This is a genomic window from bacterium (genome assembly GCA_027622355.1).
In the GTDB taxonomy this organism is placed as follows: Bacteria; UBA8248; UBA8248; order UBA8248; family UBA8248; genus JAQBZT01.
The window spans coordinates 1-8,348 of sequence record JAQBZT010000116.1 but is presented as its reverse complement, the minus strand read 5'-3'; the positions used below and the strand labels follow the sequence as shown (position 1 = coordinate 8,348).

Sequence of the window (8,348 nt, the reverse complement as noted above, 5' to 3'; positions counted from 1 at the left end):
TTTGAAGTCGTAATGAGTGGAGCGGCCATCCTCATCGTCCTCGAGGCGACCCGTCGGACCACGGGCTGGGCTCTCCCTGCCATCTGCGTGGCTTTCCTTTTGTACGCCAACCTGGGAAATCATCTATCGGATCTGTTCGCCCATCGAGGCTTCACTTTTAAGCGGATCTTCACCCAGCTCTATTTGACGCAGGAAGGAATTTACGGTCTTCCGATGAGGATCTCCGCTACTCTGGTCTTCAATTTCATTCTCTTGGGCGCCTTTTTAAAGGAAACGGGTTCAGGTCAATTTTTCATTGATCTGGCGCTTTCTCTTTTCGGCCGCGTTCGTGGAGGTCCGGCCAAAGTGGCCGTCGTTGCGAGCGGCTTTTTCGGGAGCATCTCGGGCAGCGCCGTGGCCAACGTGGTAGGCACCGGCTCCTTCACGATTCCCTTAATGAAGAGCATCGGCTATCGGCCCATCTTTGCCGGGGCCGTCGAAGCGGTTGCCTCGTCTGGGGGACAGATCATGCCGCCCATCATGGGTGCCGCCGCTTTCCTGATGGCCGAGCTTCTGGAGATTTCATATTTCACCGTAGTCGTTGCGGCCCTCATTCCGGCTATCCTCTATTACGTGGCCATTTTCTTCTCGGTAGATTTCGAAGCGGGCCGTGTGGGTCTGCGCGGCCTAGAGCCGGATAAAATCCCTCATTTTTCGTATCTCCTCCGCCACCGTTCGTACTATTTAATTCCTCCGCTAACCCTCGTTTATCTCATGGGTGTGCATGGATATTCGCCGACGCTTTCCGCCTTTTGGACGCTCTGGTCCGCTGTGGCTGTCGGAATGGTTCGGCGCGAGACACGGATGAGCATCAAGCGGCTTTGGACCACGCTTCGCGACGGCGCCCTCGCCTCACTTCCGGTCGTGGCCGCCTGCGCCGCCTCAGGCATCATTCTGGGCACCATCAACCTAACAGGGATCGGACTCCGGCTCTCTTCGATTATGGTGAAGTTGGCGGGAGGCGAGATATTCATCCTGTTGGTCTTGACGATGATCACCTGCCTGGTGTTGGGGATGGGTCTGCCGGTCACCGCCTCGTATTTGATCCCGGCTCTCATCGTGGGGCCCGCTTTGGAGGAAATGGGCGTCCTCCCGATCGCGGGCCACCTGTTTATCCTGTATTTCGGAGTCATTTCCAACATCACCCCGCCGTTCGCTCTGGCGGCTTACGCCGCCGCCGGAATCGCGAGATCCGATCCCTTTCTGACAGGATTCCTCGCTTTCCGCCTCGGGATTCCCGGCTTCATTCTTCCATTTATGTTTGTATATTCACCCTCTCTCATTATGCAGGCTTCCTGGCCCGAAGTGATTTTTGTGGTCGCCACCGCCGTTGTAGGAAGCATCTTCCTTTCTGCTGCATTGACGGGATATTTTCTCACCCATTGCAACCTGCCGGAGCGCCTGCTCCTTTTGACGGGCGCTTTGGTGCTCATCATGCCCGGGTGGGTGACGGACCTCGCCGGGCTGGCAATCGCCTTGATCGCTCTGCGTTCACAGTGGATGCGGCGGAAATCGGCTCCGGTGATCGCCGTGGATGAACGTGCCCAGTCTCCCGGATGACCGGCACCAGTGTGTGGTTTTGATCTTTTTTGATGGAGTTCCGGCGGAGTTGGATAACCTTCCGTAAGGAGTAAAGGATTTGCCTAGATCGAAAATTGAAAAGACCAAACACCGCTTGTTCACCAGAGGCGGTGATTGGCTGGTGGGCATCGATATCGGCGGCACCTTCACCGACCTCACCCTTTGGCGGGAGGGAAAAGGAACCCTCTATGCTGAGAAGGTTTTGTCCACTCCCGAGGACCCATCGCTGGGGGCCCTGAAAGGGTTTCGGAGCCTCCTGGCGAAAGGAAGTATTTCCTCCGACCGGATCCGCGCGGTGATCCACGCCACCACGGTGGCCACCAATGCCGTCATCGAGCGCAAGGGGCCACTCACTGGCCTGATCACGACGAAGGGATTTCGGGATGTGCTCGAGCTTGGAACGGGTCTCAGGTACGACATTTACGATCTGTACATTGCTTTTCCCGAGCCATTAATTCCTCGGGCCTTGCGCTACGAGGTGGGCGGGCGGATTGATCCTTCTGGCAAGACGATTGCTCCCCTTGCGGAAGATGAAATCGATGCCGCCGCCCGTAAACTGAAGCGCGCTGGTGTCAAGTCGATCGCGGTTTCCTTCTTGCACTCCTATGCAAATCCGGAACACGAGCGGAAAGCGGCGCAGATTATCTCGAAGGCGGCGCCTGGTATCAGCGTCAGCCTTTCCTCTCAGGTTTCCGCTGAGGCGAGAGAGTTTGAGCGGACCGTCACCACCACGATCGATGCCTACGTAAAGCCGCTTGTGGAGAACTATTTGGATCGGCTCGCCGGGGGCCTCGGGAAAGAAGGGTTCCGGGGCGAGCTTTTCGTCATGCTCTCCCACGGGGGGATCGCGCGGGCGGCCGAGGCAGCCAAGGTGTTTCCTGTCCGGATCATTGAGTCGGGGCCAGCAGCAGGAGTTCTCGCGGCGGGCGCACTCGGCCGGCTGATCGGGCGACCGGATCTCCTCTCGTTTGACATGGGAGGGACGACGGCCAAGCTCTGCCTCATTCAAAATGGTGAACCGGCCGTTGCACGGGAATTTGAGGTGGCTCGTGTAAGGCGGTTCAAGCGGGGTTCCGGCTTCCCCCTCCGCATTCCGGCCATTGAACTCATTGAGATTGGTGCGGGCGGGGGGAGCATTGCCCGGCTCGACGATTTGGGCTTGCTGAAAGTGGGGCCCGACAGTTCCGGGGCGAATCCGGGCCCGGCCTGCTATTCCCAGGGTGGGACGCTTCCCACCGTCACGGACGCAAACCTCGTCTTGGGCTATCTGAACCCCAATTATTTCCTGGGCGGGGACATGGCGCTGGACGAAAACGCTTCCCGGCGGGCCATCAACGAGCATTGCGCTGTCCCCCTCAAAGTGACCCTTGAAGAGGCCGCGGCGGGGATCTGTGACCTGGTCAGCGAAAACATGGCCGACGCGGCACGCGTACACATCGCCGAGCAGGGGGAGGATCCGCGTAGGTTCAGTTTGATGGCTTTTGGAGGGGCGGGTCCGCTGCACGCCTATTCCGTGGCTGCGAAGCTGGGCATCCGTGAACTGATCTGCCCTGCGGGTGCCGGAGTGATTTCTTCCCTGGGCCAGCTCACCGCCCCAATGGCCTTTGATCTCGTCCAGACCCACTACGGTCTCGTGGATGAACTCGATTGGAAACGCTTTCGGAAGTCCCAGGCGGACCTTTCGAAAGAAGCGAAGAGTTATCTCAAGCTCGCCGGGGTTCCGGAAAAGCAAATTGTCCTGGCTTACTCGGCCGACATCCGCTACGTCGGACAGGGTTACGAGATCCGTGTTCCCCTCCCGGTCGGCGCCCTGAGCGCCAAAAGCATCCCCGCCATTCGGCGCGCCTTCTGGCGGGAATACCAAAAGCTCTATGGACGGTCGGTGGACAACGTCACGTTGGAGATGGTGAATCTTCGTCTTTCCGCCCGTGGTCCCCGCCCGTCTCTTCGGCTCAACTGGCAGCACACCGGCGGTGCGCATGGGGAAGGGAAAGCAGGTCTTATCGGAAAACGCCGGATCTATCTGAGAGAAGCGGGAGGATATTGTAATGCGGACGTTTACTCCCGTTACAGCTTGGCCACCGCCAGGGAATACCGCGGACCCGCCCTCGTCGAGGAGCGCGAGAGTACGACCTTGATCGGTAAATCCGGAAAATTCAGCGTGGACTCCCACGGGAACCTTGTCATCCGTCTCAAATCATAAAAGGAATTGGCATGGCGCGCTCAACGAAGCAGACCTCGAAGAAGAGAATTGATCCTTTTACGCTTGAAATTGTCTGGAGCCGCCTCATTGCCATTTGCGATGAGGCGGCGGGCATTCTCCAACGTTCTTCCTTCTCCACCATCGTCCGGGAGAACCACGACTACGCCTGCATGGTGTTGGACGCCGAGGGGGACGGTCTTGCCCAGTCCGGCCGGAGCATCCCCAGCTTCATCGGGACTCTCCCGATCTCGGTGAAGGGCTTCCTGAAGCGCTTCCCGCCTTCTTCCCTGCAGGAAGGAGACGTCATCGTCACGAACGATCCGTGGCTGTGCACCGGCCACCTGCCCGACATCACGATGGCCGTTCCGCTATTCCGGGGGGAGCGGCTCATCGGATTTGCCGGCGCCATCGCCCACATGACGGACATCGGCGGACGCTACCGCAGCCCGGACAGCCGCGACGTCCATGAGGAGGGGCTTTTCATCCCACCGGTAAAGCTCATCGAAGCGGGGAAGTGGAATCCCTTTGTGGTTGAGCTTATCGAGAACAATGTTCGGGTTCCCGAGCAGGTGATGGGAGATGTCCGGGCCCTGCTAGGGGCCTGTGCCCAGATCGAAACCCGGGTTGGAGAGTTGCTGGACGAGCACCACCTGAAGGATCTGGCCACCATAGGTATGGAGGTGAAGAATCGTTCTGAAATGGCCATGCGGAAAGGCATCCGGGAGATTCCCGACGGAACCTACCGCGCTGAGATGATGGTGGAAAGCTACGAACCGGGGAAACCCCTCACCCTATGTATTGCGCTGACCGTGAAGGGGTCGAAGCTCCGAGTGGACTATACCGGCTCCTCTCCTCAGACCCGCACCTCCCTCAACGCGGTCATGAATTACACGTTTGCATACACCTGCTACGGACTAAAGTGCCTCCTCTCTCCGGAGGTGCCCAACAATCAGGGGGCCTTCCGGCCCATCACGGTGTACGCCCCGCCCGGCTCCTATCTGAATGCGCAGCGCCCCTCCGCGGTGGCGGCGCGCGCCTCAGCGGGCCACTACCTTCCAGCGGCGGTATATAAGGCGCTCGCCTCCGTCATCCCGGAGCGGATTCCCGGCGAAGCCGGCTTTCCTTTCTCGGGATTTGTCCTGAGCGGAGCGGACGATAACGGAAAGCCATACTCGGGTATCTTCTTCTTCGCGGGCGGGCAGGGGGCCAACCCCATGTCGGACGGTTTGGCGAACCTTTCTTTCCCGACGAATATTTCCTGCATCCCAGCTGAAATTATGGAACGTGAATTCCCGCTCCGGGTCCTGAGCCAGGCGATCCGGCCGGACGGCGGGGGGGCGGGGCGATACCGCGGCGGAGCGGGCCAAGAGGTCAGCTTCCAGATGCTGGCGAATACCCCTGGGCGCGTCGCATTGGTCTACCGGCGGGGGGATTTCCCTCCCGAGGGGATGGCTGGCGGAGGGCCAGGAGCTCCCGGGGATATTCTCCTGAACGGAAAACCCATTCCCTCGGGCCGCACCTTCTGGCTGAACCTGGCAGACATTCTTACTCTCAGGCTTCCAGGCGGAGGGGGGTATGGAAATCCGAAGAAACGACCAAAAGAAGCGGTGCGCCTTGACTTGGCGAACGGTGTTATCACGCGACGGACCGTTGAGAATGTCTATGAATAGTAGTTGATGAATCCTGTGCATGGCGAATTGATAAGTTTAGCCTGAATTCAGGTCTTTCGTCGCCTTGCCCCCAAGAACCCTTCTCCCTAAGCTCCCCCGCCATGAAACATATTTTCCTGCTTTCCGCCCACATCCTGGCCACATTTGCCAAGCTGCTCAGACCGGGCGGGAGGAAAGCACTCATTGCTGAAAATCTCCTCCTGAAACAGCAGCTTCTCATCATCAGCCGCTCCAGGCACCGGGCGCCCAATCTTACTCCTTTCGATCGCCTCTATATCGGTTTACTAGGGAGTTTCCTTGGTGAACGACGCACTCGGCGGTCTGCCATCATTCTAAAACCATCGACGATCTTGGGTTTTCACCGGGCACTGAAGAAGCACAAATACCGCCTGCTCTACTCCTCCAAAAGAAGGGGCAAGCCCGGTCCCAAGGGTTCTTCTCGTCATGGACCAGTTCACAAGGAGAACCATCGGCTTGGGTATCCACGCAGGCGATGTCGATGGCCCGGCGCGCTGCCGGATGTTCCATCAGGCGACCGCTGGCAGAGGCGCCCCGCGCTATCTCAGCTCGGATCATGATTCCTTGTTCAGATATCATCAATGGCAGGCCAATTACGTATTCGGGAAATCGAGGGGATCAAAACCGTTCCCCATGTGCCGATTTCTTTTTTACCGAAAAACTCATCGGCACGATTCGGCGGGAATACTTGGATCAGATGCTCTTCTGGAACAAACGCGATCTGGAAGAGAAACTGGGAGAGTTCAAGGATTACTACAATGCCCACCGGGTTCATCGGGCGCTGGATTTGAAGACTCCCGATGATGCCGGCGGGAAGGGACTGCCTACTCAGGCGGATTTAAGAAATTTTGCATGGCTGGCACATTGCCGGGGACTGTTTCACACACCGATTCGCGCTTGATCAGGAATGCGCCAGGGACAGGGAATTATCAGGGAAATCTACCTCACCCTCGGTTCGGTCGAGTTTTTGGACAGGACGGGTTCTCTGCGGCCAGGTAGCCCCGCGGCCGAAAGAAGAGAATGAAAAGCGAAATGAGGTCTGTGGCTACCTGAAAGACACTTTTGAGTTTGGGCATGGGCTGAATTTTGCCACACGGCCGACCAATAGTGCGACCATGCTAAAGCGTTCATTTTACGTGGGATCGAATTTTTGCGGAGCACAGAGGAGGAAAACGCATGCCGCCAGTCAAAGCCACAGGTAAAGCCACTTGGTTCACCTACTTCCCGACTGACTACCGATGGTCCGCCTCGATCTGCATGCTCATCTCGGCGGCCCAGTGGGGGGGCTCCGATATCGGCGAGGTGGATCGAGTCGGCCGGGCGCTTTCGAAAAAGCTCGGCGACGATGAGCTCTGGTTCAGCGAGTGGACAAAAATGGGCGGCCGGGTCCGCGCCATGGGGATAGGCGAAGAGAAAAACGGGAACCTTCTCTCCGCCGCCGCCCACTACAAGCGGGCCTGCCTCTACTACCAAATCGGCGACCGGTTTCGCCAGCCCAAGGACAGAAAATCCCTCAGTGCCTTCCGGACCTCGATCGACTGCTTCCACCGCTACCTCCGCCTGACCGACCGCCCGAGGACTGAACACGTCACGATCACCACCCACGACGGCGAAAAGCTTCCCGCCTACTTCGTCCACGCCGAGAACACCCGGAAGGCCAGGCCCCCCGTCGTCGTCCTCTTCGACGGGCTCGACACCTCCAAGGAAATCGTGTTCATTCGCGCCGCAGACGGCCTGATCCGCCGGGGGATGAGTTGCCTGTTCGTGGACGGTCCCGGCACGGGAGAGGCTATCCGATTTCACAAGAGCTACCTCCGCTACGACTACGAGGCTGCGGGTTCGGCCGCCATCGACTATCTTGAATCACGTAAGGACGTGAACGCCAAGAAAATCGGGATTATGGCGGTTAGCCTTGGCGGCTACTATGCCCCCCGGTGCGCCAGCATGGACAAGCGCTACAAGGCCTGCGTCGCCTGGGGCGCCACCTGGGACTACCGGGACACCTGGAAGGGTCGCTTCGATTCGGCGGGGAAGGCCGCCCAGGGGGTGCCGACCGAATACATCTACTGGGTCCTCAACGTGAAATCTCAGGAGGAGGTCCTCCAAAAGCTCGAAAACTTCCGCCTCGATGGCGTGGTCCAGAAGATGCGCTGCCCCTTCTTATTGACCCACGGGGAGGACGACCGGCAGATTCCGTTGCGCGACGCCAAAGCGCTCTACAAGGCAGTTGGCTCGAAGGACAAATCCATGAAGGTCTACACCCAGAAGACCGGAGGCGCGCAGCACTGCCAAAACGACTACCTGTCGATAGGACTCCCCTACATGCAGGACTGGATTCGGGAGAAACTGGGCGCCTAGCCGTAGCGTTCAAACATGTTCCCCAGGCCGGGGGGTGTGCTCCTCAACAATTGGGAGATTCAACCCTGGCCACCGCTGCCCGGCACCTTAAACTTAGCAGATCACATTCGACCTTCATTCCAAGGAGTCCGTCATGACCTCGCTTCGTTCTCTAGTCTCCGGCGATGAAGCCGTCCTCGCCACCGTCGTGTTCAACCTGTGCATGGCGAATTCCAAATCAAGCAGCTATATATTTCTATAACAGGCCTTTGGGGCAAGCATAAACTAGGTAATAGTCAGCAAAAAAGAGTATTACTTAGGTTCTATTTCGGATATGGGACGAGTATCTATACGGAGCCAAGATGAAAAAATCCGAGACCATCCAGAAAGATTATTTGATTGACTCTCTCGACCCGGATGTAAAGATTGAGGTGCGCGAAAAACGACCCAAGGGTAAACGCAAGTTCTCCGAGGAAAACACAGTTTTACTTTGTCATGGT

5 protein-coding genes are annotated in these 8,348 nt (G+C 58.1%); all 5 read left to right on the top strand.

Translation table 11 applies throughout. The features are described 5' to 3' along the window. The coding region (locus O2807_08205) for a TRAP transporter permease (protein ID MDA1000482.1) at positions 1-1,599 on the top strand (1,599 nt) is incomplete at its 5' end. A gap of 79 nt (positions 1,600-1,678) precedes the next feature. Next, positions 1,679-3,823 carry a hydantoinase/oxoprolinase family protein gene (locus tag O2807_08200; GenBank protein MDA1000481.1) on the top strand — a complete coding sequence of 715 codons (2,145 nt, stop codon included), beginning with the start codon at positions 1,679-1,681 and terminating at the stop codon, positions 3,821-3,823. Positions 3,824-3,834: 11 nt separating this feature from the next. Continuing rightward, positions 3,835-5,493, top strand: coding sequence for a hydantoinase B/oxoprolinase family protein (locus O2807_08195; protein ID MDA1000480.1), 1,659 nt, complete (start codon positions 3,835-3,837; stop codon positions 5,491-5,493). A gap of 499 nt (positions 5,494-5,992) precedes the next feature. Next, a complete protein-coding gene (locus O2807_08190) occupies positions 5,993-6,412 on the top strand; it encodes an integrase core domain-containing protein (protein ID MDA1000479.1) in 420 nt (139 codons plus the stop codon). Positions 6,413-6,687: 275 nt separating this feature from the next. Continuing rightward, positions 6,688-7,869, top strand: coding sequence for a prolyl oligopeptidase family serine peptidase (locus O2807_08185; GenBank protein MDA1000478.1), 1,182 nt, complete (start codon positions 6,688-6,690; stop codon positions 7,867-7,869). Positions 7,870-8,348 lie beyond the last annotated feature (479 nt).

Excerpts from the sequence above, each read along its gene's own strand:
- O2807_08195 (MDA1000480.1), top strand. The coding sequence starts at position 3,835 with ATGGCGCGCTCAACGAAGCAGACCTCGAAGAAGAGAATTGATCCTTTT.
- O2807_08185 (MDA1000478.1), top strand. The coding sequence starts at position 6,688 with ATGCCGCCAGTCAAAGCCACAGGTAAAGCCACTTGGTTCACCTACTTC.
- O2807_08190 (MDA1000479.1), top strand. The coding sequence starts at position 5,993 with ATGGCCCGGCGCGCTGCCGGATGTTCCATCAGGCGACCGCTGGCAGAG.